This window comes from Flavobacterium sp. MR2016-29 (assembly GCF_015350695.1).
Classification (GTDB): Bacteria; Bacteroidota; Bacteroidia; order Flavobacteriales; family Flavobacteriaceae; genus Flavobacterium.
In genome coordinates, this window is sequence record NZ_JADKPU010000001.1 from 370,616 (window position 1) to 396,152 (window position 25,537).

Below are 25,537 nucleotides of genomic sequence, written 5' to 3' on the forward strand. Positions count from 1 at the left end.
AAGATAAATAAAAGCTTTATATTAAATATTAAAAATATTTGGTTATCAATAGATTAATAAAACAAATAATCACATACTGACATTTCGTCAGAGGCATAAAAACACGCTTTTTAAGCAAATTTAATTGCTGAGTTCGCAAGGATCTTTAATTAGGTTTGGTGGAATTTATTTTGCAATAATTTTTATTGTTTTGTGCATTTATTAAAGTTGAATTTTGCTGTTGCATTGAAGTTTTATCGCTTCATTTTGTGAAAAATTAATAAAAGAAACCTCAACAATCGAAGAGGTTTTTTAATTAAAATATATTACAAGATATTTATTTGAACCTTAATATTACCTTTTGTTGCTTTAGAATAGGGACAAGTTTGATGCGCTTCATCGGCTAGTTTTTTCGCAGTTTGCTTATCGAGACCCGGAAGACTGACATTCAGACGCGCTTGCAAAGAATATTCACCTTCTGCAACACATAAATCTACTTCAGTATCAACCGCAGTATCTGCAGGAAGTTTAATATTTTGTTTTACTGCAGCTATTCCCAATGCGCCAATAAAACAAGCAGACCAGCCCGCAGCAAAAAGCTGTTCTGGATTGGTTCCCGGACGTGATGATCCCGGAGAACTCAATTTAATATTTAATTGATCATCAGAGCTTTTAGATGCTCCTTCCCGTCCGCCTGTAGTGTGTGTTTTTCCTGTATATAAAACTTTTGTTTCCATAATTTTTTTTAATTTTAGATTATTTGATTTGATTGATATTGACCCTTTTTAATTTAAATTTCTAATTCTTAAGTCCATCCACATCTATAATCGCTTGTGCGAATGCTTTAGGATCTTCTTGCGGTACGTTATGTCCAATTCCTTTTAAAATTCGATGCTCGTATTTTGCTGTAAATTTGTCTGCATAGGATTTTCCATCCGCGTAAGCGCCATCAAAATCACTCGCTATCGTTATTGTCGGAACTCTAATTGCTGGTCTCGAAGCTAAACGTTTCTCTAAACTATCGTACTTAGATTCTCCAGGTTCAAGCGACTGTCTCCATCTGTAATTGTGAATTACAATCGCCACGTGATCTGGATTGTCGAATGATTGAGCAGTTTGATCGTAAGTTGACTTGTTGAATTTCCATAAGGGAGAAGCTATTTGCCAAATTTGTTTATTAAACTCATAAGTATTTTGTGTGTAGCCTAATTTCCCTCTTTCAGTCGCGAAGTAATATTGATACCACCATCCTAATTCGGCCTTCGGAGACAATGGTTTTAAGTTAGCTTCGAGATTTACAACCAGATAACCACTGACAGAAACCAATCCTTTTAAGCGCTCTGGCCAAAGTGCCGCCATAACTACAGCTGTTCTCGCACCCCAGTCGAAACCGCCAATAATAGCTTTATCAATTTTAAGCGCATCCATAAAAGCAATAATATCACTTGCCAGAGCGGCTTGCTGTCCGTTTCTAAAAGTATCTTTTGATAAAAAAGTTGTGGTACCCGATCCTCTTAAATAAGGCGTAATTACACGATATCCTTTTGAAACTAAAATCGGAACCACTTCTTCATAACTGTGAATATCGTAAGGCCAGCCATGAAGCAAGATTACTGGTGTTCCGGTTGAAGGTCCAGCTTCTGTATAACCTACATTTAATAAACCGGCATTGATTTGTTTTAATGTTCCGAGTGAAGGGTTTACTTCTATATTCTGTTTCTGCGCCTGTATTACTGCTGTTGTCAGGAACATCACTATTATTAAAATTGCTTTAAGAGCAATTGTATTCACTATTGTTTTCATAATTTTAGTTATTAATAAGTTGATTAGTAGTTAATTTATTCGTCAAAAGTATTCTGGTAATACTCTCAATACAATCAGAAAATAACTCAACCGGACAAAGTGAAGATTGAAACAGGCTGACCGAAACCTGAAAATTCTGATTTATTGTTTCATTACAAGAATTGGCTTTCCTTTTTCGACAATGTAAGTTGCCAACTCTGAAGCTTTTGTATTACTATGGTTTTGAGCTGAGTGAATCTGACCTGCCGGAATGAAAAGCACTTCTCCTGCGGTAAGTACTATAGGCTTTTGATCTTCAATTTGATATTCTAAAGTACCTTCTAGAACATAAATGATTTCTTCGCCGGGATGCGAATGTTTACCAAAAGCAACATGGGGTTCAAAATCGATGCGTGCTTGCACTGTTTCTTTTCCAGTGACACTTATGTCGTGTTTTTGCAAATCCGTGCGTTTAATGCCTTTAATTTGTGCTGTAACGGTAATAGGCATTACTAATGCGATAAAAATAAGAATAGCAATTCCCTGTAAACTGAAAATTTTATCTGTTTTCATAATTTTTTATATTAATTTATTGGTCAAAAGTATTTCAGTAATAGATCTTCTGAAATGAGAAAATAGTCCAAACAGACAAAGTGAGAGCTGAACTGGACATAGTGAAATGGGAATTAAGATTACTTTGTAATTTTATTGCAAACGTGCAAAGATTTTATATGAGGTACTTTATAAACAAAGACCGCAAAACATATCTAAATATACTTTGCGATCTTTGCGTAATCTTTGTGAACTTTGAAGTTAGATTTCTATCTCCATTTCAACTTGAAACTTGAAACTTGAAACTTGAAACTTGAAACTTGAAACCTGAAACTTGAAACTTGAAACTTGAAACATGAAACCTGAAACTTGAATCAATTAAAATCAAGCTAAAACCATTCCTCCATCCATAATAAAATCTGCTCCGGTAATAAATGTTGCTTTATCACTGCTTAAATACGAAACCATTTTAGCAACGTCCTCTGCAGTTCCCATTTGCTTTAGCGGAATTTTATCAACAATTGCACTCATCAAAGCTGTAACTTCGTCTTCATTTAAACCTACTTTTTTCATTATTTCTGTTTCTGTTGGACCCGGGCTTACCGAATTCACTCTTATCTTTCTTGGAGCCAGCTCTAAAGCTGCAATTTTCATAACTGCATTGAGAGCCGTTTTGCTAGATGAATAAATTGACGTGCTTGCATAACTCATACTTGCCGTGTTAGAAGAAAGAAACACAACTGATGCACCATCTTTTAAAATTGGAATGAATTTGCTTAAGGTAAAATAGGCTCCTTTAAAATTAATATTGAAAATACTGTCAAATAAAACTTCTGTCGCGTCTTCAATTGCTGTTTGCCCCGTAATTCCAGCATTTATGAAAAGAATATCAACTTGACCAAAATCTTGTTTTACTTTTGAAGCCAAGTTTTCGATATCCAAAATACGCGATTGATCTGCAACAATTGCATGTGCGCCTAACTCTAAAGCAGCTTTTTCGATTGCGTCCTTTCTTCTTCCAGTAATGATAACAGTTGCGCCTTCTTCTTTTAATTGTTTTGCTGTTGCGTAACCAATACCGCTGTTTCCGCCTGTTATTACAGCAACTTTATTTTTTAAATTTTCCATTTTTAATGTGTTTAAATTAACGAGACAAAGTTAGATTCGAAAACATATTGCTTTTGCGACGGTATCATGGAGTATATCAATATTTTCAACATATGTATTATTCTTGCAATTGATTTTAAACCATATAAGCTAAAACTCAACATTGACTTTAAATGAACTTATATTACTTATATGGTGGAAAAAAATGTTTTTATATCTTAGTATAAAATAAATTTCGATGGAAAGAAATCAACAAGAAGAAGTTCGAGCACTTCAGGATACGATATACGTTTTGGGCGGTAAATGGAAATTGCCTATCATCAACTCCATTTGTAATGGAAATAGTCGCTTTAAAGAAATTCAGCAAAGTATTCCGGGTATTACTTCACGAATGCTTTCGAAAGAATTAAAGGATATGGAAATGAATAATTTGGTTAAAAGAACCGAAGACCGAGATGCCAAAGTACCGATACTGTATCAATCTACACCCTATTGCCAATCTTTTGGACCTATAATTTCTGAGATGATTAAATGGGGAATCTCACACAGAAACCATATCAAAAAACAACACGAGAAAATATAAAAGGCATTAAATTGGCTATTTTTACAGGAAGCACTTTTAAAAACACAATATGGATTACGTATTAATGCCAGATAAGATTGCAGACCAAGAAAACACAAAACCTAAATTAAGTTTTGTTCCCTATGTTTCAGATGCGCCACTTGTAAAAGGCAAAAGCCGGTTAACGCAACACATGATCAGTTTGATCATGCAGGGTGAAAAGCATATTTACAGCGACGGCAAACCCATTCAAATTAATCCGGCTAACATATTATTGCTTTCTGCAGGAAATTACATTTTTACAGAACGACCAAATGGCAACCCAGGAATAAGAAGCATACTTGTTTTTTTTGATGATGAGTTCTTGCAAGATGCAGTGCGCAATAACATTAAATTTCCTAAGAATGCTTCTAAAAAAACACCGAATATTTTAGTACCAAAAGATGATTATCTTAATAATTTTATCAGCACTGTCCAATCTCTGATATATGATCCCATTTTTACTGAATCAATGCAGGTTGCCAAGTTAAATGAACTGCTGGTTTATCTTTGCCTGCGATTTCCGGAGGAGCTTAATAATTTTCAAAACGTCTCCATAGCAAAAACACCTGAAGAAAGGATTCAGAATGTAGCACAGCAAAATATTTTTAATAATTTTTCGGTCAGCGAACTTGCTTTTTTTTGCCACATGAGTGTGTCTACATTCAAACGTAAATTCCAAAAAATATATAATGAAAAGCCGGCTAAATGGATGCAGGAACAAAGACTCATCACTGCAGCAGCCTTATTAAAAAACGGATCGAAACCAAGCGAAATATATTTAAAGGCAGGATATGAAAACCATTCCAGCTTTTCTAAGGCTTTTAAATCTCATTTTGGAAAATTACCAAAAAACTACAGTTACATGAACTTTTAGCTACAGGAATATGATCTTTTTGCGCTATCAGTTTCCCGCTTTCTCAGAATAACTTTGTGCTATAAAATTATCTATTATGAGCACAGCACAAAACAAGGATTTACTTCTAAAATACAATAAAGAGGTAATCGAAAAAGGAGACATGGCATTTTTTCAGCAAATTGCTGCGACTGATTTTATCAATCACTCTGCGCCGGAAGGAATGTCAAACAAAATTGACGGTGTTATTTATTTTTTCTCTGCTATTATTCATACTGCTTTAACAGACGTTACAGTAAAAGTTTTGGATATGGTTGCGGAAGATAATAAGGTTGCAACCCGAAAAGAAATAACCGGAATTCATACAGGTCCGCTTTTTGGAAAGCCTGCAACAGGTAAAAAAATAACTATAAAAGTTATCGATATTTTTACAGTTTTTGATGGAAAACTAAAAGAACATTGGGGTGAAAATAATTTTGCTTCCGTTATTCAATCGTTACATTAATAAAAGTGAAGTACCAGAAAAAGGAGGTTTCTATTGTTTAGAAACCTCCTTTTTTCAGTTTGTACATTATTTAGATAAAAATAATCTACAAAAACAATAATTAATTATACCGATTGGTATATATTTGCAGTCTAAAATCATTCTTTATCATGAGCAAGGCTGAAAGAACCAAGCAATTTATTATAGAAAAAACCGCTCCACTTTTTAATATGAAAGGCTACAGCGGTACTTCGATGAGTGATATTACCGAGGCAACCGGACTTACAAAAGGAAGTATTTACGGCAATTTTGAAAACAAGGATGAAGTTGCTCTTGCTGCTTTCAAATTTAATATAAAGAAACTTCAAGATGCGTTTGCAACCGAACTTGAAAAACAAAACACTTTTAAAGGCAAACTATTAGTTTATCCCCGCCTCTATTCTCATTATTATGACTTAAGAGTTACTCAAGGAGGCTGTCCGATTCTGAATACAGCTTCTGAGGCAGATGACACGCATCCGGTACTTAGAAAAAGTGTGGAAAGAGTAATCTTGTTTTGGAAAGAACGACTAATGCATTTTATAGAACAAGGGATTATTGCCGGCGAATTCAAAGCAAAATCTATTGATATTGAAAGAACCGCATTAACCATTATTGCCATGATCGAAGGCGCAGTGATGATTACGAAAGTAACCGGTAATTTAAAAGATTTATCAAGTTTAATGCTCTCTGTAACTCAAATCATAGAAAACTTAGAATAAAGCAATAAAGATAGGTTGCTTTTTTTAGCAATTAAAATATACCAAACGGTATAAAATAATATGAATTTTGAATTAACATTTTTAATATAACATAAGTCCATAACTCATAACTTAAAACGCAAATGAAAACTAGACTACAAGTACTTCAAGATCACATTGACAGAGAATTTACGGCTTCGCCTTCACCTTTTATGCTTTGGATGAAACCCATTGTTCTTGCTGCTGAAAATGGCAGTGTAACTTTTAAATACCTAGTCAGAGAAGAAATGTCCAATCCGATTAAATCACTTCACGGAGGTGTAATAGCTGCAATTGCTGACGATTGTATTGGCGCTACACTATTTTCTTCAGATGAAGAAAATTTTTATACGACCATAAATCTCAATGTCGATTACTTTGCTCCTGCCCGTGTTGGCGATATTATTTTGGCACGAACTTCTATCATCAAAAAAGGAAGACAATTTGTAAATGCACAATGCGAAATTTGGAATGAAGCCCAAACAAGACTAATTGCAACGGCATATTCTAATCTTTTTAAAACAAATGCTATCAAGCAAGAGCTTTAAATGGAAATGCAAAATCTTAAATTCCAAATTTCAATCTTTCCCTTTTTTTAATTAAAAATATACCAATTGGTATAATTAAATATTATGACACCACTACACCGAAAACTTTTAATCATCACAGTTATCTTGGCTGCGATTATGGAACTTATTGATATTTCTATTGTCAATGTAGCGCTATCTCACATGAGCGGTAATCTTGGCGCAACACTAGAAGATACTTCCTGGGTTATTACTGCTTATGCGATTGCGAATGTGATCATTATTCCCATTACGAGTTTTTTGAGCGCTAATCTTGGGCGACGCAATTATTATATTGGATCTGTAGTTTTGTTTACATTCTGTTCTTTTATGTGTGGCCATGCGTCGAATATATGGATGCTGGTCTTTTTTAGATTTCTGCAAGGCATTGGCGGAGGCGCTTTATTATCAATTTCACAGGTTATTGTTTTTGAACTTTTTCCAAAAGACAAACAATCGACTGCGGGAGCCATTTTTGGAGCCGGAATTTTTATCGGACCCACCATTGGGCCAACGCTCGGAGGCTATATTACCGAAAACTATGATTGGCCGTGGATTTTCTTGATTAATATTCCGCTTGGAATTCTAGTCGCAATTTCATGTTATTTTCTGTTGAAAGAACCTCCTGTAAAACCCGAAATAACAAAAGTCGACTGGACAGGAATTGCTCTATTAGCAATTGGCGTTGGTTCGCTGCAAACGGTTTTAGAACGCGGCGAAGTCGAAGATTGGTTCGAAACCCGATATATTATTATATTGAGTGTAATTGCTGCCACGACTTTGCTTGCTTTTATTTATTGGGAATTGAAAGTCGATAAACCTGTTGTGAATCTGCGCGTACTTAAAAGCAAATCGTTAAGCATCGCTGCCATTCTGACTTTCGTCACCGGATTCGGAATGTTTATTTCGATTTACATCAGTCCTGTTGTAGCGCAAAGACTTTTGAGTTTTTCGCCTTATCAAACGGGCTTGCTTTTGCTTCCTGGCGCTTTGTTTGCACTTTTGGCACTAAAACTTTGCGGCACATTATTGCAGAAAGGCGTTTCTCCTGTTCTTATTATTGCAGCTGGATTTCTTTTGTTTATTTATTTTAATTGGAGAATGTCCGGAATATCACTAGAAACCAGCGCTTTTGAAGTAGCAACAGCGCTTATTTTCCGAGCTTTGGGATTGGCTTTATTAACCGTTCCGCTGACGATGCTGGCCGTTTCATCTCTTGATGATAAAGATGTGGGACAAGGTGCGGCGCTCAACAATATGATGCGTCAATTAGGAGGTTCTTTCGGCGTTTCGATCATCAATACCTATATTGTACATCGATATGCGGCGCATCGAAACGAATTGGTTTCAAACATTACTCCAGACAATAGTAGAGCGATGGACAGAATCAATGCGTACATCAATTATTTTCAGCACAGAGGTTTTACGTATAATGAATCGCGCTTGAAAGCCCTCAAATTAATGGAAAACATTGTAACCAAACAATCTTCATTACTAAGTTATAGAGATGCTTTTTTTCTAGTCGGACTCTTTTTTGTTTTTACACTGCCTCTTTTATTGCTGGTAATGAACAGATCAAAAAAACCGAAAACCAACATTATTATTTCAGATCATTAAAATAGTTGTTTTAACATATAGAAACATAATTTTTTGTGATGTATAAAGGCGTTTCACTCATTTAAACAAACAAAACTGTTGCTCTAAAAAGAAAAAAAGTTATTAGCAAAGCTTCAAGACTATGCAGATATGGCATAAAACCTTGAAGCTTTGATCAATAACTCTATTTTATTCTTTATTCTTTATTCTTTATTCTTTATTCTTTATTCTTTATTCTTTATTCTTTGCTCTTTGCTCTTTACTTTCACCCTTCAACTGCAGCGCTCTTTGCAAAAAACTCTGCTGGCTTATTTTATTTTCGGCTTCGTTAATTGCTTGAAGCAAATTATTTTGGTTATCTGCAATTGTAGAAAGAACCGTAGACATAACATCCCAAACCGGTTTCATTTTTAAAATAAGCTCCTCGCCTTTTGGCGTAAGCAATAAAAGCCGTTTGCGCTCGTCTACTTTGTCTTTTTTTGACCGAATCAGTTTTTGTTTTTCGAGTTCTTTCAATAAACTAATAGTCGAAGGATGGGTATAACCAATTTCATTTGCAATTTCAACAACACTCAAAACCCCTTTGTGATGCAAGGTATAAATAACTGGAAACCATTTTGGCTCAAAATCAATATCGTATGATTTGTATAACAGCGCGCCGTCTTTACGCAATTGCTCGCTCAAACGCTGCAATCGTGTCGAAATAGCTAATATTCCTGATTCGTCTATAATATTCATTCTTATTTTTTTAGTGGTAAATGGCAAAAAACATTATCGGCACTCATTACAGGAAATGATTTTGGAAGCGCTTCTTTTTCAATACGCTCAAATTCATTTCTTTCATAAAAACGCAAAGCAGCTTCTAATATGGATACGGTTCCCAAATATAAATCATCAATTTGATTTTCTTTGCAATAATCAATTAAAGTCTGCAATAGCTGTTGTGCAATCGAAAATTCTTTGCCTCGAAATTCTTTCTTTACAAACATCTTTCTTATTGCGGCTTCGTGATCGCTAAATTTCACTAAAGCGATCGTACCAACCAATTCATCATTTACAAAAGCGCCCCAGAATCCGCCACCGCTGGCGTAATAAAAGTTGGTAATGTTTAGCAGATCAGGCTGATCTTCTAATGTAATGGCAACATTAAATTCTTTTTGCTGAATGTTTAAAACTAAATCTATAATAGCATCTGCATATTTATTTTCAATCGGAATAATAACTGGTTTCATAGCTTAAATATTTATATCACAAAACTACGTAGTTAAATACATAAATGCAATTATTTTTATTAAAAATTTGCTACGAAGGCGCAAAGACACAAAGTTTTAATTCACTTAAAACATAAGATAAATAATTTAATATCTGCTTAATATGCCAAGAAGACACAAGGACACAAAGTGTAAATTTAAAAGATAGGATAAAATAATTTAAAATGCTTAATCTGCCAAATCTGCGAGAGAAAAAACTTCATAAACTAAACATAATATGCCACGAAGGCGCAAAGACACAAAGTTTAATTCATTTAAAACATAAGATAAATAATTTAATATCTGCTGAATCTGCCAAATCTGGGAGAGAAAAATTTCAAAAACTAAATATATTTTTAAAATTTTCCCGTTCTTTAAATGTAAAACTTTTCACAAAATCTAAAATAAATTTGCATATATGACCAATCGGTCATATATTTGTACCGTAATTTATTTCAATCTACAAAAGATCAAATAAAACGATCATGGCAAAAGGGGAAGAAACCAGACAATTTATTATAGAAAAAGCCGCACCCATTTTTAATACAAAAGGGATTGCAGCAACTTCTATGAGCGATATTATGGAGGCTACGAAATTGTCTAAAGGAAGCATGTACGTTCATTTTGAAAACAAAGAAGTTCTTGCTTGCGCTGCTGTCGATCATAATATGAAAGTATTAGGCAACAAACTGCATTCTGAATTATCAAAAAGCAAAACAGCAAAAGCCGAATTATTTGCTTATATCGATTTTTTCAGTAATCCCGTGCATCCTCCAGTAATAGGCGGTTGTCCGTTATTGAATTTCGGTACAGAAGCTGACGATACCAACCCAATCGTAAAAGAAAAAGTAAACAGCGGTATCAAATACAACCAGCAATTACTAGGAAGTATCATTAAAAAAGGCATCGAAAAAGGAGAATTTAAACCTGATTGGAACGCCGAAGATTTCGCTACCGTAATGTTCGCCATGATGGAAGGCGGTCATCTAATTTCAAGAATGTCAGGAAACAACGAAAAAATGCAAGTCATCACCAAAACCCTAAAAAATTTAATAGAGGAAAACACGATCTAATTTTTTTTTTCTAAAAAATGACCTTTCGGTCATAAATATAAAATATTAGTTGTAAATGTAAAATCATAAAGCGCATATAACATATATCAACTCACATAAAACAAAAACAAAAACATTTAACATCTAACATTTAACATCTAACATTTAACATCTAACATTTAACATCTAACATCTAACATCTCACATTTTAACAATTCACAATTATGAAAACAATTTTAATTACAGGAGCATCAAAAGGATTCGGAAGAGCCTGGACAGAAGCATTTTTAGCAAAAGGATACAAGGTAGCTGCAACAGCCAGAAATATTGATACCCTAGCCGACTTAAAAGCGCAATACGGAGACGCGATTCTGCCTCTTAAACTAGACGTAAACAAACGCGAAGAATCGTTTGCCGTAGTGCAAAAAGTACACGAACATTTTGGTGCCATCGATATTTTGATCAACAATGCCGGTTATGCCTTAAACGGTGCGGTAGAAGAAGCCAGCGAACAAGAAGCCAGAGCGCAGTTCGAAACAAATTTCTTCGGAACTTTATGGTTGACACAAGCGGTATTGCCTATTATGCGAAATCAAAAAAGCGGTCATATCATTCAGGTTTCTTCTATTTTAGGAATCGCCACTTTGCCAATAATTGGTTTATATAATGCTTCTAAATTTGCGGTTGAAGGCCTTACGGAAACTTTGGCTCAAGAAGTAAAACAATTTGGTATCAAAGTGACTTTGGTCGAGCCAAACGGTTACGTTACGGATATTTGGGGCAACGGATTCAACAGCGAAAGCATTGATGCGTATGACGGAATCAAAAAAGCCATTGCAGAAGGACATGATCCTGATACTTTCGGAAAAACCAGCGCTACAGTTCCGGCCATCTTAAAACTGGTCGAAGCCGAAAATCCTCCTCTGCGCCTATTCTTAGGAAAAGTAGCTTTGCCATTTGCCAAACAAACCTACGAACAAAAACTAGCCACTTGGGAAGAATGGGCTGACGTTTCTGTAGCCGCTCACGGATAATTTATTTCTGATTTTTTTAAGTTGATTGCAAACGAGATTGTTTCTTTTAAGAAGAGATGGTCTCGTTTTTTTTGGTATTTTAATATTAAATTCTCTTATTTAATGCCTTTACGGTTTTTATCATTCAAAAAAATCTTTTTTTCAATACCTTAGCAAAAATTCTATTTACGTAATATAAATCTTATGAGTAAAAAAGATCTTTCAGAAAGGGATATTTGTACAAAATTTATCACTCCTGCTTTACTAAAAGCAGGTTGGGATTTGCAAAAACAAATTTTGGAAGAAGTCTTTTTTACAGATGGTAAAATATACGTAAGAGGAAAACTTACTGCAAGAGGTGAAAGAAAAAGAGCTGACTATATCCTTTATTATCAAGACAATCCAATTGCAATAATTGAAGCAAAAGACAACAAACATTCTATTGGTTCAGGAATTCAGCAAGCTTTAGGTTATGCAACTATTTTAGATATTCCTTGTGTCTTTAGCAGTAATGGTGATGGTTTTTTATTTCACGATAAAACTGCAAATGACTTCAAAATCGAATCTGAATTATCTCTTGACGAGTTTCCATCACCTGAAGTGTTATGGAATAAATATAAAAAGTATAAAGGAATTGTAAATGTTGAAGGTGAAAAAATAGCTTTACAAAAATATTTTTCTGACGGCTCCGGTAGAAAACCTCGTTATTATCAACAAAATGCTATTAATAGAACTGTTGAAGCAATTGCGAATGGTCAAAATAGAATTTTACTGGTGATGGCAACTGGTACAGGAAAAACATATACTGCTTTTCAAATCATATATCGTTTATGGAAATCACGAAATAAAAAGAGAATTTTATTTTTAGCTGATAGAACTGCTTTGATCGACCAAACAAGAAAGGGAGATTTTAAGCACTTTAAAGATAAAATGACCATTATTAAAAAGAAAGTTTTAGAATTTAATAATGGAAAAGAAGAATTAATTAGTAATAAAAAAAGAGGCATTGACACTTCAGACAAAGCCTATGAAATATTTTTAGGACTATACCAAGGTTTAACCAACAATGAACCAGGGATTGAAGATGCGTACAAAGATTTTTCTCCAGATTTTTTTGACTTAATTATAATTGATGAGTGTCATCGTGGAAGCGCAAATGAAGATAGTTCTTGGCGTGAAATTTTACGATACTTTAAAACTGCTACTCATGTTGGTCTAACTGCTACACCTAGAGAAACTAAAGAAACCAGTAATACAGAATATTTTGGTGATCCGGTTTATACTTATTCTTTAAAACAAGGGATCGATGACGGCTTTTTAGCTCCATACAAAGTAATTCGTGTTGCACTGAATGTTGATACCGAAGGTTACAGACCACAACGAGGGAAAACCGATATAGAAGGAAATCTTATTGAAGACAGAATCTACAATCGAAGAGATTTTGATAAAAAACTCGTTATTGATGAACGTACAGATATTGTAGCACAAAAAGTAACTGAATATCTAAAAGGTTTAGATCGTTTTGCTAAAACAATTATTTTTTGCGTAGATATTGATCATGCAGAACGAATGCGTAACGCAATTGCTAAACACAATGCTGATTTAGTTTCTGAAAATTATAAATATGTAATGCAAATTACTGGTGATAATGACGAAGGAAAGCGTGAACTAGATAACTTCATAAATCCTGAAGAAGTTTATCCTGTTATAGCAACTACTTCTGAATTGATGACAACTGGCGTCGATGCGCAAACCTGCAAAGTAATAGTTTTAGATACTAATATTAATTCGATGACCAAGTTTAAGCAAATTGTTGGTCGTGGTACAAGAATTAATGAAGAGTTTGACAAACTTTATTTTACCATTTTGGATTTTAGAAATGCGACAGATAACTTTGCTGATCCAACTTTTGACGGTGATCCATTGCGAGTTAAACCAATTACTGAAGAAGCTGATTTAACTCATATCATTGATGAAGAAGAAACCGATTATTCTCCAATAATTGATGATATAAGTGGCGAAGAAATCATATTGGAACCTAAAATTAGAATCCCATTAAATGAACCAGAAACAGAATACAAAAAAAGAGAAAAACAATACATAAATGGTATTGATGTATCTGTTCTAATAAGTCGTGAATTATATTTTGATTCTAATGGAAAACCAATAACTGTTAGTTTACAAGATCACACTAAAGGAATTATTAAAGGAAAATATGCTTCTTTAAATGACTTTTTATTGATATGGAATCAAGCTGATAGAAAAGAAGCCATTATAAAAGAATTGCAAGAGCAAGGCATTTTAGTTGAGGCTTTATATGAAGCTGTTGACAAAGATGTTGATTTATTTGATTTAATTTGCCATGTTGCATATGATCAAAAACCTTTAACAAGACAAGAGCGTGCAAATAATGTAAAGAAGCGAAATTATTTCACTAAATATGAAGCTAATGCACGTAAAGTATTAGAAACATTATTAGAAAAATATGCTGATGAAGGAGTAGAAAATATTGAAAATATTGATGTTTTACGGGTAAAACCTTTTGATGATTTTGGCTCTCCTCTTGAAATTATTAAAGAGTTTGGCAATAAGCAAAAGTATTTAGAAGCAGTAAAAGAACTAGAAAACGAATTATATAAACAAGCATAAAATATGGCTTCAAATTATTTATCAAGACTTTCTTCAAGTGATAGAGAAAAATTAGTTAATGACTTATGGACAATTCAAAATGGAAAATGTTTTATCACTGAAGACGCAATAGATAGAGTTTTACATAAGGATCTTCTGGATATTGACCACGTTATTCCAGCAAAAATGGGAGGTAAAGATGATCCGAGTAATTTTGCTCTTACATTTTCTTCCGCCAATAGATCTAAACAAGCTTCTGATTTAAAATTAGCTAGAATTTTACACCGCTTTAAAAAGATTCAAGATAACTTAAAAGAATTCGAGGATAGAAGTCCTAACTTAAATGATATTCTAAAAACAAAACTAGGCTCTAAATATAAATTAACCTTTAAAATTGAAGACAATCATATATTATATTCCTTAGCACAAAGCGGTAATAATTCTATAGTAAAAACTCCAATTTATCAAGATAAATTAAGTGGATTAGATTATTTTTTTGCTGTACTACCTATAGAATATGTTTTTCATGACGACAAATTAAATCCAAGATCAATAGGAAGTAATATTTCAAAATTAATTGATGAATTCTATCAAGGAAATCCGCAATTGCATATTTCTTTAGGATGGATTGACATAAATAATACTTCTGATTCCTATATAAAAATATTTGATGGACAACACAAGGCAGCTGCTCAGGTAATGTTAGATGTAAGAGAAATTCCAGTTAGAATTTTTATAAATCCAGATGAGGATTTAATTATCTTGACAAATTTTAGAGCAGGAACAGTCTTAAAACAAGTTGCATTTGACAAGTCTATACAAAGACATCTCGGTAATACATTATTTTTTGATAGAGTAAAAAGATATCAAAGTGAACTAACTTTAGAGGAGGATAATCTTAATTTCTCAGAGCGGGAACTTGTAAACTATTTTAAAGGTGAATCACGTGAATTAAAACGATACATTCTTGATTCTGTCAGAGATGGTGTTACAAGAAATTCAGAAAACAAACTAATGGAATACGTTGATTTAGGTGGACGTGCAAAAGAAAAACCTATGTCTTACAGTTCTATAGAAAAAACTTTTTATTCATTTTTCATTTATCAGGATTTATTAGATACACCAATCTCTTTTAAGCTCGAAGAAGGAACTAATCCAAGAAGTTTAGAAAAATCACAGATTGTGAAATTAATGAATATAATAGCAGAAGAAATTTTCATTGGAAAATTTGATTTTGAAATTGGGACAGCTCAATTGGAAAGTAAAATTTAAAAAAACGAAGTTTTACCCGAAGAACATATGCGAGCATATAGAATGGCAAAAGAAGAAATTTTATATAATTGGCTAAAATATCTAAGCCAAATTATACAAACACATTTTATTTCATTAGGACATCCTGTTGATGAAAAAAAGTTATTTCAATATGAGTTTTCTGATACTTTATGGAATAATATTCGTAATTACGTTATAAATCTATCTGAATTACCTATTTGGACAAATAATGAATTATCAAATACAGTATTTGGAGGAAAACAAAATAATCAATTTTGGCAAACAATTTTTTCTACTGGCTCCACACCTCAAGGGTTTAAGGTACTGGTTACCCCATTAAATTTAAATCAATTACAAATTTCAAGAAATTAAATAATGTCCAACATTTCAAGCATATTAAAAAGCATACAAACCATAATGTGGCAAGACACTGGTCTAAACGGTGACGCCCAAAGAATCGAACAATTAGGTTGGATGCTTTTTCTTAAAATATTTTCAGATAAAGACAAAGAATTAGAACTTCTAAATGACAACTACACCTCGCCTATTCCCGATTTATTTCATTGGGTAAATGAAAAAGGAAATTGGGCAGGTGATCCTGAAGGAATGACAGGCGATGAATTGTTAGAATTTGTTGACAGACAATTATTTCCTGCACTTCGTGATATCGACGTAAGTACAGGAAATCGGCGCGCATTGATTGTACGTGAAGTATTTGAAGGCAATAACAACTATATGAAAAGTGGTACCAATATTCGTAAAGTCTTAAACAAACTGAACGAAATGGACTTTAATGTTGCCAAAGACCGCCATGCATTTGGAGAATTATACGAAAACATTTTAAAAGGATTACAAAGTGCTGGTAAAAGTGGTGAGTTCTACACACCTCGAGCTATTACTTCCTTTATTACTGAAATGATTAACCCACAATTGGGCGAAAAAATACTAGATCCAGCCTGTGGAACAGCAGGATATTTAACTTCTGCTATTGAACATCTAAAAAAACAAGCGAATAGTGTAGAAGAGCTTCAGAGTATAGGCGAAAATGTGATGGGTTGGGAATATAAGCCATTACCCTATTTATTAGCCACTACAAACTTGATTTTACATGACATAGAAGTGCCCAACATTCGATTTGGTGATGCATTAGATCAACCTCTAAGTAATTTTACTGAAAAACATAGAGTGAATGCAATTTTGGCAAATCCACCCTTCGGTGGTATTGTTGCAAATAATAATGAAACCAACTTTCCGCAGAATTTTAGAACCAAAGAAAGTGCCGATTTGTTCTTAATTTTGATGATTCATTTGTTAAAAAAAGATGGTCGTGCTGGAATTGTTTTGCCAGACGGCTCATTAACTGGTGATGGTATAAAACAACGTGTAAGGCAAAAACTTTTAGAAGATTGTAACTTGCATACTATAGTGCGTTTACCAAATTCTGTGTTTCAACCTTATGCAACTGTGGCTACTAATTTATTATTTTTTACTAAAGGAAAACCTACTAAAGAGATTTGGTATTATGAACACCGTTTACCCGAAGGACAAAAAGCTTATAATAAAACAAAACCAATACAAGCTAAAGAGTTTAAACCTATAAAAGAATGGTGGAATGATCGTAAAGAAAGTGCTATAGCATGGAAAATAGACATTAAAACGATCATTGAGCGTAACTACGATTTAGATATAAAAAATCCAACTAAACTAGAAGAAGCCCACGAATATAGTAGTATTGAATTAATGCGTTTACTGCATGATTCTTTTGAAAAAGGTAATGACTTATTGAACAAATTAAAACAAGCTATAAAATAACGATGAGCTGGAAAAAAGTAAAACTAAAGGAAGTTTTAAAACAATATCGAGTTCAACATATTGTTCAAGATCATATTGAATACAAGCAAGTAACAATTTCAAAATACGATGGTGTTATTATTAGAGGAACAAAAATCGGTAAAGACATTGGGCGTAAAAGACAATTTATTATCGACTTAAAAAAGTATCCTAATACTTTAATGTTTGTAAGACAAGGAGTTCAAGATGGCTCTATTGGTATTGCCCCAATCGAAGTGAATGGTTATATTGCTACTGAAAATATGCCAATGTTTTCTGTTGAAGGAATAGATTTAGAATATTTACGTTTTCTATTAAAATCACCATATTTTCATGATCAACTTAAAAAAATAGAAACTACTGGTTCTGCACAAAAATCCATCCATGAAAGACAAATTTTAGAAATTGAAATTCCTTTACCAGACATTAAGCAACAAAGAGAATTTGTTATACAATTAACTAAATTAAAGAATGACGCAGGAGAAATTTCAAATGAACTTGTACATCAACTAAAATTAATCAAAGAATTACGTCAGGCATTTTTGCGAGAAGCAATGCAAGGAAAATTGGTTAAAAGTACTAATACAACTAAGACTGGTCAACAACTATTAGCACAAATTAAAGCTGAGAAAGCAAAACTGGTTGCTGAGAAAAAACTAAAAAAGGAAAAAGAATTACCATCTATAACAGAGGATGAAATTCCATTTGAAATTCCAGAACATTGGGCTTGGTGCAGATTAGGAGAAATTTGTACCAAAATCGGATCAGGTAGCACACCTAAAGGTAGTAATTATTCTGAATTTGGCAAACCTTTTTTCCGTTCTCAAAATGTGCACGATAAGGGATTAATTTATGATGATATCAAGTTTATTTCCGATGAAGTACAAAAACAAATGAGTGGAACTATTGTGTTGTCAAATGATATTTTATTAAACATCACTGGCGGATCATTGGGAAGATCTGCATTAGTTCCAAATAATTTTAAAGAAGGAAATGTAAGTCAACACGTTTCTATAATTAGACCTTTAACATCAAATAATATATTTATCCATAATTTGATATTATCACCTTATTTTCAAAAACTAATATTTAGTTCTACAACAGGTGCCGGTCGCGAAGGACTACCAAAGTACAATCTAGAACAATTTATAATTCCGCTTCCACCTGTAAACGAACAGAAACAAATTGTAAAGAAATTAGAAGAATTAATATTGTTTTGTGATAATTTAGAAAAAAGCGTAAAAGAAAGCCAAGATTATAATGATATGCTATTACAACAGGTTTTAAGAGAAGCTTTGCAACCACAGGAAAGCTTAAAAACAATTTCCATCGAAAATAGAAAAATAGAAAATCCATTAAAAACAATTCTTGCAGGTCATATTATCAACTTAAACAATACGACTGATTTTGGCAGAGTTAAATTTCAAAAATTATTGTTCTTAACTGAATATATATGCAAAATTGATTTTGATTCAAATTATATAAAAAAGGTAGCCGGGCCGTATGATGATGTTTTGATCAAAAGTATTGAATCTGACTTTAATCGTATGCGTTTTTTTAATGTTGTTCAGGATAAAACGGATAATAAAAGAGTACGTTATACTGCACTTGCAGGAGCAAAAGAATTGGAAAGTTTATTTCTAGAAAACTTTGCTGATGAATCTCTAAGAATAAATAATACACTTTTGAAATTTAGACCATTAAGTTGGGGAGAATGTGAACTTATAGCTACACTTTATGCCGTTTGGAACAATCGTATTATAAAAAATGAACCAATTACTGATGAATTACTTTACAGTGATTTTATGGCTTGGGATAAGAAAAAAAATAAATATCACAGTGTATTTCATAAATGGCTTTTTTGGATGAAAGATGAGAAAATAATTCCTGATGGTTGGGGGAAATATATTGATAAACCGAAGTGATAAAAAATTTTTCATAGTAAAATTTAAAAGAAAATAATCAAAAATAATTAATATCTTTGTAAGATATATTTTACAAAGTTAACTTAAAAATGAATAATAATTTGGAAAATAACTTATAAGTGAATACATTTGCCCGTATCAAACATATTGGAGCTTATGATAAAGTATCATATTACTCTGTTGTTGTAGGTGAAGGAACTATTTCATTATTTGAAAAGTTTATTGCTACGCACCAACAAACTAATAAAGATAAACTTTATCATATTGTAAAATGGATACAAGTAATTGGAGAAAAATATGGTGCACAAGCTCATTTATTTAGACCTGAAGGAGAGACTGCAGATACTTCAGCACTACCGCCTGCAAAAAATAATAATCCTTCATACATCGAAAATGGAAAGAAAAAACCAAATGCATTACGCTTATATTGCTTGCGAGCAAATCAGCATGTAGTATTTCTTTTCAATGGAGATTTAAAAACAGCTATAAAAGCACAAGAATGCGAAAATGTGAGAGATCATTTTAAATTAGCAAATCAAATTACAGCTGCATTAGACGAAGCGTTTAAACAAAAAAACATCAAATGGAATGAAACCTTTACTGATATTGAGTTTCTATCTAATCTGATAATCAATTTTTAATTATGGAAAACAGTAAAAATAATATAATCTCTAACTGGTTAGAACAAAACAATACTCCAGAAATAAATAAACTTGTTGAAAAAAACCTCGCTATAGCAAATAAAATTCAGGAATTACTTAAAGAAAGAGGTTTAAAATCTGTTGATTTAGCACGTTTACTTGTTAAAAAGCCATCTGAAATAAGTAAGTGGCTAACTGGTACACATACTTTTACAACAAAAACAATCACTAAAATTGAAACCGTTCTTGGTGTAGATATAATTCATATAGAAGCTCAAAAAGAATATGTTTATTTAAAAGTACATGTAGGGCAAGAAGAGCAAGAAGATACTTTATTTGAAAATTCAGAAGTATTTTCTGTTGAAAGCAATCTAGACAAAAAAGTATCATAATAATACTATGGATGAAAATAAAATAGTACCATCAAAAATTCATTTAACGAATATAAAATGGGAAAAGGAAAATACCATTTTATTCAAGAATAGGTTAGAAAAAAATCCTGATTACGATATCACTGTCTCACATAATATGATGCATAATTTAGAAAAAGAAATCGTTAAAATTAGGCTCTTTTTAGATATGAATGCTTTAATTGATGATCCTATTGAACAAGGTGGTAGTTATGAAGTTGATTTTTTTTATAAAATTGATGATCTAAGTGATCATTATCAAATTAGTAATAATAAACCATTATTCAGCGGAATATTTGTTTCTACTCTACTTGGAATATCCTACTCTACTTTAAGAGGTATGCTTTTTAACACTTGGAAAGATACATTTTTAAGTAACGTTATTCTCCCTGTCATTGCAATTCCTGATTTATTAAAAAGCAAACGCTAATAAACAATTTGACCTTTTTTAACCAATATAAAATTCAACTGCGCAAATTTCTCTGACTTTGCGCTTTTTTATTAATCTAAATACAAAAAGCAATCCTCAAAGTCTGTGACATCAAATTCTAACATCAAAAATCATCTCTCTAAAAGCTCATTCAACCCAACCTTCTCAAACAAAATCCTTCCAACTTTAATATTAGACCAGCCTTCTTTTAATTTATAAGTAAAAGTAGGCGTCGTATCCACCAGTTCGCAGTCTAAGTAAAATGTCGAAACCGTATTGTTGGTGAGATGTTTTAATTCCTGAATGTGTGTCGAGATAAAAAAGTACGAATTGGGGTATTGGGTCACGCCATTTATAGTGGTTTTGCAAATTTCTATAGCGTCTTCGATATTGGTACCGCTAAAAAGTTCGTCGAAAACGGCGAAGCATTTGTTTCCTTCAGACGCTTTTAAAACAACATTCTTGAGGTTTACGACTTCTGCCATAAAATTGCTGTAGCCGTTTAAGATATCGTCTCTCCTATTTAATCCTATCGAAAAATCAGTACAAAACGGAATCACGCCTTTAGATGCCGGAATGCCCAAACCGATATTTCCCAAATAAATACACAAACTGACCGATTTTAAAAAAGTAGATTTTCCGGACATATTGGGTCCGTTTAAGACAATCACATTGCTGGTTGCGGTAAAATCATTTTTAACTGGATTTTTAACCAGCGGATGATACAAGTCTTTCAAAACAATGCCTTTGTTCTCAAATGTCGGAAAAGCAAAATTGTTTTTTATAATCGCTTTGCTGATTGACAAATAACTTTCAAACAAAAATAAATCTTCCCAAAAAGGCTGAATTTTATCTGCTGCTTTTAGTTTAGCAATTTTAGCGACTATTTCTTTTATATGCTTGTTTTTCAAACGCTTTTCCCTAATGGTATTTTCGTATTTTTTCAAGTCAAAAACCGAAAGAAAAGCCAAAATCCGGTTTAAATCTTTTCGGTACATTTCAGGAAAAGCAATCAGATTAAGCCTAGAAAAACAAATTGATTCTAGTCGGTGAAAAAACAAGATCAACTGGTGTATTTTATTATGAAACACAACTTCATCTGCTGTTGGTCCAGAAAACAAAAAACTTCTTTTTGGCAAGTCGTCTTCATTAAAATTAGTGAGGAAAAAATGAACTTCATTTACATACAAAACGGTATACGAATACTTTTCTAAAACGGTATTGTTAAGAGCAAAACCTTTTAGGATTTTTTGTCTTTCGATAATCTGGCTTTCATTTCGTAAAGGCGTTTCTAACAGTTTCAGAATTTTATTTCGGGTGAAATAATTCAGAGAATAATCAAAAATAGGCAATACTTCGTCTTTGATATTTAAATCCTGAATATTGTTCATATGCACTATTTCTGATTCTGATGCCGTCATAAATGTCCCAAATTGATGATTTTAATTTCTTTATAAAAATACTCAAAAAACGAATTGCTTTCTTAATTGATTCAATTTCAATTATAAAAACAAATTTAAAAACATGGGAATTATATAACATTTAAATGAAATTATGTAAAAAATAACTAAATATTGATCTAATATTTCACTTGTTTTAAAATTTACACCAAACCAAATAATTACACTCTTATTTAATTATTTGTCGATTTCATTTGCTCTTTTTTAATAATTTAAAATAAAATACTTTGGAAAAGATAAGCATGCAGCGACTAAACAAGACTTTAGATTATCTAAAAAGCAAACAGCGCGAATTAGAAAGAAATTTTGAAAATGATACGCGAAGTATCGAATCGATGATAAACTATCTTAAAAAAGACATGATTGAACAGTTTAGGCTAGTGGCTTATGATGAATCTATCAAAGAAGTTAAGAGTACTAAGACTTTTATTAATCGTGTACAAAACATCATTAAGAAACAATTCTAAAACAATATCCATTTCTAAATAAAAGATTGCCCCCAATCTCTTATATATTGCCTGCCCCAAACGCAAATGTCTTTTGACTTTGCGTTTTTTTTATTTTCTATAAAAATTAAAACTTTTATTTCTTCTCTTTTCTCCTTTAAACGCAATCATTATAAATTATTTTAATAACACTAAAAAATTATTAATTTGATTAATAATAACTATCGTCCTAAATTTGTCTCATCAAAATCAAACAATTGATTTGAAATAATTTAAAAACAACTTTAAAAAATAGAAATCATGAAATTTACAAGAAGAGCAAACGCAAATTGGAAAGGTACAGGAATGGAAGGAAAAGGAACTATCAGTACGCAAAGCACAACATTGAACGAAGCACAATTATCATTCAAAACTCGATTTGAGCAAGGTGTGGGAACGAATCCAGAAGAATTGATCGCAGCAGCACATTCAGGCTGTTTTACCATGCAATTGAGCTTTTTACTTTCTGAAGCAGGATTCGTTCCAGAAGATTTAGACACAGTTGCAAAAGTTACTTTCGAAGACGGAACTATTACTTTGATTCAATTAGAATTAACTGGAAAAGTACCTGGAATCTCTGAAGAAGATTTTCAGAAAGCAGCACAAAAAGCAAAAGAAATCTGTCCGATTTCAAAATTATTGAACACTGAAATTACTTTAACTGTAACATTAAATTAATAAACTCCAACAATAAAATTCCAAATTCCGATAAAAAAGCTTCGCTCGTGTTGGAATTTGGAATATAAAAAATTGGAATTCACTTCACACTTAAAATTAAAATAAAAATGAAAACACTATTTATAAAAGAACAATTGAAACGTTATTTCATGTTCGCCGCATTAATCTTTAGTTTCTTATTCGCAGCAAATGCTAACGCACAAAAAACTGCAGCGCCAAAAATTAAAAATGTAGTATTGGTACACGGTGCTTTTGCAGATGGTTCAGGATGGCAAGGTCTATATCAGATTTTGACTAAAAAAGGATATAATGTAACCATTGTTCAAAATCCGTTAAGCTCTCTAGAAGATGATGTTGCAGCAACAAACTTAGCTTTAGACAAACAAGATGGACCAACAATCTTGGTAGGACATTCTTGGGGCGGTACTGTAATTACAGAAGCCGGAAATCATCCAAAAGTTGCTGCTTTGGTTTATGTAGCGGCGCTACAGCCTGATAACGGAGAAAATTCTGTTCAATGGCTTCAAACTGCGCCTCCAGCTCCTGAAAACGGTGTATTGCCTCCAGATGAAAAAGGAATTGCTTATTACGATAAAGCGAAATTTCACGCAGGTTTTGCTGGTGATCTAAGCAAAGAACAAGCCGATTTTATGTATGCTTCTCAAGGTGCATTTCACGCAAAAGGATTTTTAACTCCTATAACAAAAGCGGCTTGGAGAGATAAACCATCATACGGAATTGTAGCCACAGAAGACAAAAGCATCAATCCTGATATCGAGCGTGCAATGTACAAACGTTCTAACACAAAAATTACAGAAATAAAAGGAAGCCACGTTGTGTTTATTTCGCAGCCAGCGAAAGTTGCTGCTGTAATTATTGCGGCATCTAATAAAGAGTAATTCATTTACTTTGCCTTCAATATTTAACACATAGAAACATAGTTTTTACACTTTAAAAAAAGGCGTTTTACTTGTATAAGTCCACATAGCTATGTGTATTAGAACAAGTGAAACGCCTTTATCGACAAAGAAAAACTATTTTCTATGTGTTAAATATTTTCTACATAAACTTACTCACAGACTTAACAAAATAGGGCGAATCGTTCCAGCGAATTTTTTTGTAAGCAAAGTCTTTTTTGAGAGATTCTGGAAGGCAATTCCAAATCGCTTCGTTCATTTTTTCGAGCAGTAATTTCTTCGAAAACGAATCTGAAACCACCAAACTGATTTCTCTTACGGGAATTGGTTCTTTAAAAGGTTTAAAAAGTCCAGATTCTCTATCGTTTAGAATAGAAAGTTGCGGAATAATCGCAAAACCCAACTGCGCACGAACTAAGTTTTTTAAGGTTTCGATCGAACTGATATCATATGTAAACTGTTCTTTTATTTTATCAGAAGATTTTAAGCCACAGATATCTAAGAGCTGTGCATTATAGCAAAATTCATGATGAAGCAACAGCAATTCGGTTTTATCTCCGGGCTGTAATTCGTAAAATTCCTCATTTGCCAGCGGATGCATCTGATTTAAATATGCCACAAAAGGTTCTTTAAAAATAGGGTGTTCGATTAAATTCGGGTTTCCCGTTGGTGTTGCCATAATGACAACATCAAGAGCTCCCGTTTCTAAATCTTTCATCAATTGTCCGGTATTGGCTTCTCTAATTATAAAATGCACTTTTGGAGACGCTTCTCGCATCGCCTTAATAAAAAGCGGAATAAGATAAGGCGATAAAGTGGATATAATGCCGAGCTTCAGCTCCCCTTCCAGCAGATTTTTTTCATTCACCACAAAATCCCTGATTTCATCTGCTTCGCGGAGAATTTTCTTCGCTTTGTTTATAATTTCTGTTCCAAGCAAAGTCGGCGTTAAAGGCACTTTATTTCGATCGAAAATCTTGATCCCAATTTCCTCTTCCAAATTTTTAAGCTGAATCGTAAGTCCGGGCTGTGTTACCATACAAACTTCGGCAGCTCTTGCAAAATGGCGTTCTTCGTCTAAGGCTACAATATATTTTAATTGCTGAATGGTCATGATTATAATTTTATTTTATAAAGATATAAAAATATCAATTTTGATTAATAAAACTATAAACTAAAATTTAACGGCAAAAGACCTAATTTTAAAGTCCACAAAGATTTACATAAATTTCGAAAAGTTATTT

The 25,537-nt window shown here is 32.7% G+C and carries 27 protein-coding genes; 19 read left to right on the top strand and 8 right to left on the bottom strand.

The features are described from left to right. Nucleotides 1-305 precede the first annotated feature (305 nt). The 4 genes from IR010_RS01710 to IR010_RS01725 form a co-directional block, all read right to left on the bottom strand. Nucleotides 306-716: an organic hydroperoxide resistance protein gene (locus IR010_RS01710; protein WP_194566390.1), complete on the bottom strand. Its 411-nt coding sequence runs from the start codon at nt 714-716 to the stop codon at nt 306-308. Nucleotides 717-777: 61 nt separating this feature from the next. Next, nucleotides 778-1,782: an alpha/beta fold hydrolase gene (locus tag IR010_RS01715; protein ID WP_194601030.1), complete on the bottom strand. Its 1,005-nt coding sequence runs from the start codon at nt 1,780-1,782 to the stop codon at nt 778-780. Between the two features lie 141 nt (nt 1,783-1,923). Beyond that, nucleotides 1,924-2,334, bottom strand: coding sequence for a cupin domain-containing protein (locus IR010_RS01720; RefSeq protein ID WP_194601033.1), 411 nt, complete (start codon nt 2,332-2,334; stop codon nt 1,924-1,926). Between the two features lie 363 nt (nt 2,335-2,697). Continuing rightward, complete coding sequence (locus tag IR010_RS01725) at nt 2,698-3,441, bottom strand: SDR family oxidoreductase (protein WP_194601035.1); 744 nt, start codon at nt 3,439-3,441, stop codon at nt 2,698-2,700. A 217-nt stretch (nt 3,442-3,658) separates the two neighbouring features. Between IR010_RS01725 and IR010_RS01730 the strand changes: the two genes are divergently transcribed. From IR010_RS01730 to IR010_RS01755, 6 genes are all read left to right on the top strand, one after another. Then, nucleotides 3,659-4,003, top strand: a complete 345-nt coding sequence (locus IR010_RS01730; protein WP_029269920.1) for a winged helix-turn-helix transcriptional regulator — start codon at nt 3,659-3,661, stop codon at nt 4,001-4,003. A 49-nt stretch (nt 4,004-4,052) separates the two neighbouring features. Continuing rightward, the gene (locus IR010_RS01735) at nt 4,053-4,898 is read left to right on the top strand and encodes a helix-turn-helix domain-containing protein (RefSeq protein WP_194601038.1); all 846 of its coding nucleotides are present in this window, start codon (nt 4,053-4,055) and stop codon (nt 4,896-4,898) included. Between the two features lie 76 nt (nt 4,899-4,974). Next, nucleotides 4,975-5,382, top strand: a complete 408-nt coding sequence (locus IR010_RS01740; protein WP_194566398.1) for an ester cyclase — start codon at nt 4,975-4,977, stop codon at nt 5,380-5,382. A 149-nt stretch (nt 5,383-5,531) separates the two neighbouring features. Further along, complete coding sequence (locus tag IR010_RS01745) at nt 5,532-6,122, top strand: TetR/AcrR family transcriptional regulator (RefSeq protein ID WP_194601042.1); 591 nt, start codon at nt 5,532-5,534, stop codon at nt 6,120-6,122. A 122-nt stretch (nt 6,123-6,244) separates the two neighbouring features. Beyond that, on the top strand, nt 6,245-6,688 hold the full coding sequence (locus IR010_RS01750) for a PaaI family thioesterase (protein ID WP_228515054.1): 444 nt from the start codon (nt 6,245-6,247) through the stop codon (nt 6,686-6,688). A gap of 84 nt (nt 6,689-6,772) precedes the next feature. Further along, nucleotides 6,773-8,323: a DHA2 family efflux MFS transporter permease subunit gene (locus IR010_RS01755; protein ID WP_194601045.1), complete on the top strand. Its 1,551-nt coding sequence runs from the start codon at nt 6,773-6,775 to the stop codon at nt 8,321-8,323. A gap of 210 nt (nt 8,324-8,533) precedes the next feature. Here the strand turns inward: IR010_RS01755 and IR010_RS01760 are convergent, their stop codons facing one another. Together IR010_RS01760 and IR010_RS01765 are read right to left on the bottom strand one after the other, a co-directional pair. Continuing rightward, the gene (locus tag IR010_RS01760; protein WP_194601048.1) at nt 8,534-9,040 is read right to left on the bottom strand and encodes a MarR family winged helix-turn-helix transcriptional regulator; all 507 of its coding nucleotides are present in this window, start codon (nt 9,038-9,040) and stop codon (nt 8,534-8,536) included. Nucleotides 9,041-9,042: 2 nt separating this feature from the next. Then, nucleotides 9,043-9,534 (bottom strand): GNAT family N-acetyltransferase, encoded by a 492-nt coding sequence (locus tag IR010_RS01765; RefSeq protein ID WP_194601065.1) that lies wholly within the window; start codon nt 9,532-9,534, stop codon nt 9,043-9,045. Between the two features lie 503 nt (nt 9,535-10,037). On the opposite strand from IR010_RS01765, the gene IR010_RS01770 reads away from it, so the two are divergent. The 10 genes from IR010_RS01770 (at nt 10,038) to IR010_RS01810 (ending at nt 20,753) form a co-directional block, all read left to right on the top strand. Next, nucleotides 10,038-10,625 (top strand): TetR/AcrR family transcriptional regulator, encoded by a 588-nt coding sequence (locus IR010_RS01770; RefSeq protein WP_194601068.1) that lies wholly within the window; start codon nt 10,038-10,040, stop codon nt 10,623-10,625. Nucleotides 10,626-10,828: 203 nt separating this feature from the next. Continuing rightward, nucleotides 10,829-11,638, top strand: coding sequence for an SDR family NAD(P)-dependent oxidoreductase (locus tag IR010_RS01775; RefSeq protein WP_228515056.1), 810 nt, complete (start codon nt 10,829-10,831; stop codon nt 11,636-11,638). Between the two features lie 183 nt (nt 11,639-11,821). Next, entirely contained in the window at nt 11,822-14,266 is a 2,445-nt protein-coding gene (gene hsdR, locus IR010_RS01780) for an EcoAI/FtnUII family type I restriction enzme subunit R (protein ID WP_194601071.1), read from the top strand. 3 nt (nt 14,267-14,269) lie between these two features. Next, nucleotides 14,270-15,517, top strand: a complete 1,248-nt coding sequence (locus IR010_RS01785; protein WP_228515058.1) for an HNH endonuclease domain-containing protein — start codon at nt 14,270-14,272, stop codon at nt 15,515-15,517. Nucleotides 15,518-15,559: 42 nt separating this feature from the next. After that, nucleotides 15,560-15,889, top strand: coding sequence for a hypothetical protein (locus tag IR010_RS20040; protein ID WP_228515060.1), 330 nt, complete (start codon nt 15,560-15,562; stop codon nt 15,887-15,889). 3 nt (nt 15,890-15,892) lie between these two features. Further along, nucleotides 15,893-17,329, top strand: coding sequence for an N-6 DNA methylase (locus IR010_RS01790; RefSeq protein WP_194601074.1), 1,437 nt, complete (start codon nt 15,893-15,895; stop codon nt 17,327-17,329). A gap of 2 nt (nt 17,330-17,331) precedes the next feature. Then, on the top strand, nt 17,332-19,272 hold the full coding sequence (locus IR010_RS01795) for a restriction endonuclease subunit S (RefSeq protein ID WP_194601077.1): 1,941 nt from the start codon (nt 17,332-17,334) through the stop codon (nt 19,270-19,272). 119 nt (nt 19,273-19,391) lie between these two features. Next, the gene (locus tag IR010_RS01800) at nt 19,392-19,913 is read left to right on the top strand and encodes a hypothetical protein (protein ID WP_194601080.1); all 522 of its coding nucleotides are present in this window, start codon (nt 19,392-19,394) and stop codon (nt 19,911-19,913) included. A gap of 2 nt (nt 19,914-19,915) precedes the next feature. Beyond that, a complete protein-coding gene (locus IR010_RS01805; protein WP_194601083.1) occupies nt 19,916-20,305 on the top strand; it encodes a helix-turn-helix domain-containing protein in 390 nt (129 codons plus the stop codon). 7 nt (nt 20,306-20,312) lie between these two features. Then, nucleotides 20,313-20,753 carry a hypothetical protein gene (locus IR010_RS01810; RefSeq protein WP_194601086.1) on the top strand — a complete coding sequence of 147 codons (441 nt, stop codon included), beginning with the start codon at nt 20,313-20,315 and terminating at the stop codon, nt 20,751-20,753. Nucleotides 20,754-20,884: 131 nt separating this feature from the next. Here the strand turns inward: IR010_RS01810 and IR010_RS01815 are convergent, their stop codons facing one another. Continuing rightward, nucleotides 20,885-22,174: a MutS-related protein gene (locus IR010_RS01815; protein ID WP_194601089.1), complete on the bottom strand. Its 1,290-nt coding sequence runs from the start codon at nt 22,172-22,174 to the stop codon at nt 20,885-20,887. Nucleotides 22,175-22,440: 266 nt separating this feature from the next. On the opposite strand from IR010_RS01815, the gene IR010_RS01820 reads away from it, so the two are divergent. The 3 genes from IR010_RS01820 (at nt 22,441) to IR010_RS01830 (ending at nt 24,275) form a co-directional block, all read left to right on the top strand. Continuing rightward, nucleotides 22,441-22,680, top strand: coding sequence for a hypothetical protein (locus tag IR010_RS01820; protein WP_029269899.1), 240 nt, complete (start codon nt 22,441-22,443; stop codon nt 22,678-22,680). 279 nt (nt 22,681-22,959) lie between these two features. Continuing rightward, nucleotides 22,960-23,376 carry an OsmC family protein gene (locus IR010_RS01825; RefSeq protein ID WP_194601092.1) on the top strand — a complete coding sequence of 139 codons (417 nt, stop codon included), beginning with the start codon at nt 22,960-22,962 and terminating at the stop codon, nt 23,374-23,376. A 107-nt stretch (nt 23,377-23,483) separates the two neighbouring features. Further along, nucleotides 23,484-24,275 carry an alpha/beta hydrolase gene (locus IR010_RS01830; protein WP_029269895.1) on the top strand — a complete coding sequence of 264 codons (792 nt, stop codon included), beginning with the start codon at nt 23,484-23,486 and terminating at the stop codon, nt 24,273-24,275. 160 nt (nt 24,276-24,435) lie between these two features. Here IR010_RS01830 and IR010_RS01835 read toward each other — a convergent pair whose 3' ends face one another. After that, nucleotides 24,436-25,407: a hydrogen peroxide-inducible genes activator gene (locus tag IR010_RS01835; protein WP_194601095.1), complete on the bottom strand. Its 972-nt coding sequence runs from the start codon at nt 25,405-25,407 to the stop codon at nt 24,436-24,438. Nucleotides 25,408-25,537 lie beyond the last annotated feature (130 nt).

Excerpts from the sequence above, each read along its gene's own strand:
- IR010_RS01710 (WP_194566390.1), bottom strand. The coding sequence starts at position 716 with ATGGAAACAAAAGTTTTATATACAGGAAAAACACACACTACAGGCGGA.
- IR010_RS01715 (WP_194601030.1), bottom strand. The coding sequence starts at position 1,782 with ATGAAAACAATAGTGAATACAATTGCTCTTAAAGCAATTTTAATAATA.
- IR010_RS01720 (WP_194601033.1), bottom strand. The coding sequence starts at position 2,334 with ATGAAAACAGATAAAATTTTCAGTTTACAGGGAATTGCTATTCTTATT.
- IR010_RS01725 (WP_194601035.1), bottom strand. The coding sequence starts at position 3,441 with ATGGAAAATTTAAAAAATAAAGTTGCTGTAATAACAGGCGGAAACAGC.
- IR010_RS01730 (WP_029269920.1), top strand. The coding sequence starts at position 3,659 with ATGGAAAGAAATCAACAAGAAGAAGTTCGAGCACTTCAGGATACGATA.
- IR010_RS01735 (WP_194601038.1), top strand. The coding sequence starts at position 4,053 with ATGGATTACGTATTAATGCCAGATAAGATTGCAGACCAAGAAAACACA.
- IR010_RS01740 (WP_194566398.1), top strand. The coding sequence starts at position 4,975 with ATGAGCACAGCACAAAACAAGGATTTACTTCTAAAATACAATAAAGAG.
- IR010_RS01745 (WP_194601042.1), top strand. The coding sequence starts at position 5,532 with ATGAGCAAGGCTGAAAGAACCAAGCAATTTATTATAGAAAAAACCGCT.
- IR010_RS01750 (WP_228515054.1), top strand. The coding sequence starts at position 6,245 with ATGAAAACTAGACTACAAGTACTTCAAGATCACATTGACAGAGAATTT.
- IR010_RS01755 (WP_194601045.1), top strand. The coding sequence starts at position 6,773 with ATGACACCACTACACCGAAAACTTTTAATCATCACAGTTATCTTGGCT.
- IR010_RS01760 (WP_194601048.1), bottom strand. The coding sequence starts at position 9,040 with ATGAATATTATAGACGAATCAGGAATATTAGCTATTTCGACACGATTG.
- IR010_RS01765 (WP_194601065.1), bottom strand. The coding sequence starts at position 9,534 with ATGAAACCAGTTATTATTCCGATTGAAAATAAATATGCAGATGCTATT.
- IR010_RS01770 (WP_194601068.1), top strand. The coding sequence starts at position 10,038 with ATGGCAAAAGGGGAAGAAACCAGACAATTTATTATAGAAAAAGCCGCA.
- IR010_RS01775 (WP_228515056.1), top strand. The coding sequence starts at position 10,829 with ATGAAAACAATTTTAATTACAGGAGCATCAAAAGGATTCGGAAGAGCC.
- hsdR (WP_194601071.1), top strand. The coding sequence starts at position 11,822 with ATGAGTAAAAAAGATCTTTCAGAAAGGGATATTTGTACAAAATTTATC.
- IR010_RS01785 (WP_228515058.1), top strand. The coding sequence starts at position 14,270 with ATGGCTTCAAATTATTTATCAAGACTTTCTTCAAGTGATAGAGAAAAA.
- IR010_RS20040 (WP_228515060.1), top strand. The coding sequence starts at position 15,560 with ATGGCAAAAGAAGAAATTTTATATAATTGGCTAAAATATCTAAGCCAA.
- IR010_RS01790 (WP_194601074.1), top strand. The coding sequence starts at position 15,893 with ATGTCCAACATTTCAAGCATATTAAAAAGCATACAAACCATAATGTGG.
- IR010_RS01795 (WP_194601077.1), top strand. The coding sequence starts at position 17,332 with ATGAGCTGGAAAAAAGTAAAACTAAAGGAAGTTTTAAAACAATATCGA.
- IR010_RS01805 (WP_194601083.1), top strand. The coding sequence starts at position 19,916 with ATGGAAAACAGTAAAAATAATATAATCTCTAACTGGTTAGAACAAAAC.
- IR010_RS01810 (WP_194601086.1), top strand. The coding sequence starts at position 20,313 with ATGGATGAAAATAAAATAGTACCATCAAAAATTCATTTAACGAATATA.
- IR010_RS01815 (WP_194601089.1), bottom strand. The coding sequence starts at position 22,174 with ATGACGGCATCAGAATCAGAAATAGTGCATATGAACAATATTCAGGAT.
- IR010_RS01825 (WP_194601092.1), top strand. The coding sequence starts at position 22,960 with ATGAAATTTACAAGAAGAGCAAACGCAAATTGGAAAGGTACAGGAATG.
- IR010_RS01830 (WP_029269895.1), top strand. The coding sequence starts at position 23,484 with ATGAAAACACTATTTATAAAAGAACAATTGAAACGTTATTTCATGTTC.
- IR010_RS01835 (WP_194601095.1), bottom strand. The coding sequence starts at position 25,407 with ATGACCATTCAGCAATTAAAATATATTGTAGCCTTAGACGAAGAACGC.